Origin of the sequence: Pseudomonas sp. VA159-2, assembly GCF_024126635.1 — a bacterium.
Classification (GTDB): domain Bacteria; phylum Pseudomonadota; class Gammaproteobacteria; order Pseudomonadales; family Pseudomonadaceae; genus Aquipseudomonas; species Aquipseudomonas muyukensis.
Map to the genome: position 1 here is coordinate 1 of NZ_JAMYBV010000080.1, position 850 is coordinate 850.

The 850-nt window shown below is 64.4% G+C and carries 1 protein-coding gene; it reads right to left on the reverse strand.

Annotated elements, in window-relative coordinates; all coding sequences use genetic code 11:
- On the reverse strand, nucleotides 1–850 hold an 850-nt coding region (locus tag NJG22_RS24440), incomplete at both ends, for an immunoglobulin-like domain-containing protein (RefSeq protein WP_366518864.1).

Below are 850 nucleotides of genomic sequence, written 5' to 3' on the forward strand. Positions count from 1 at the left end.
TGACGGTGATGGTGCCGCTGGCGCTGCCTGCCGGGATGGTCACTTTGGTGCCATCGGTCAGGGTGAAGGTCAGGCCGTTGTGGCCGGTCACCGACAGGCCTTGGCCGTTGCTCAAGGTGACGGTGTAGGTGATCTGGCCGCCTTCGCTGACGGTGGTCTTGTCGGCGCTGAGGGTCGCGACCACTTCACTGACGGTATCGGTGATCTGCACGGTTGCCGCGCCACCGAGCTCGAGGTTCTCGAAGGTCTTGCCGACCACGCTGGCATCGCTGATGCCGACGGTCAGCGGGCCGCCGTCCTTGAACACGTCGTCGCCCTGGGCCTTGGCCTTGTATTCGGTTTCGGTCTGGCCGGCCTTGATCACCACCTTGTCGCCATTGCTCAAGGTGACGGTCAGGTCCTGGTCGAGCTTCTGGCTGACCTTGACGGTGAACGAGGCTTGCTCGGCTTCGTTCACGTCACCGTTGCCCACGATGGTGACCGAGACCTTGTCGCCCTGGTTGCCGGTGCCTGGGGTGCCCGAGCCCGGTTCGTCGGTGACGCCAGTCTTCACCTCGTCCTTGCCGAGGGTCAGCTTCTCGAAGTTGTCGGCACCGGTGACACCAGTCAGCTTGTTGCTGATGGTGGCCTGGCCGCCGATGAACACATCGTCCGGGGCGGTGATGGTGAAGGAGCCACTGGCGCTGCCGGCCGGAATGGACACCTTGGTGCCATCGGACAGGGTGAAGGTCAGGCCATTGTGGCCGGTGACCGCCAGGCCTTGGGCGTTGGTCAGGGTCACGGTGTAGGTGATCTGCCCGCCTTCAGTGACGGTGGCCTTGTCGGCGCTCAGGGTGGCCACGACTTCACT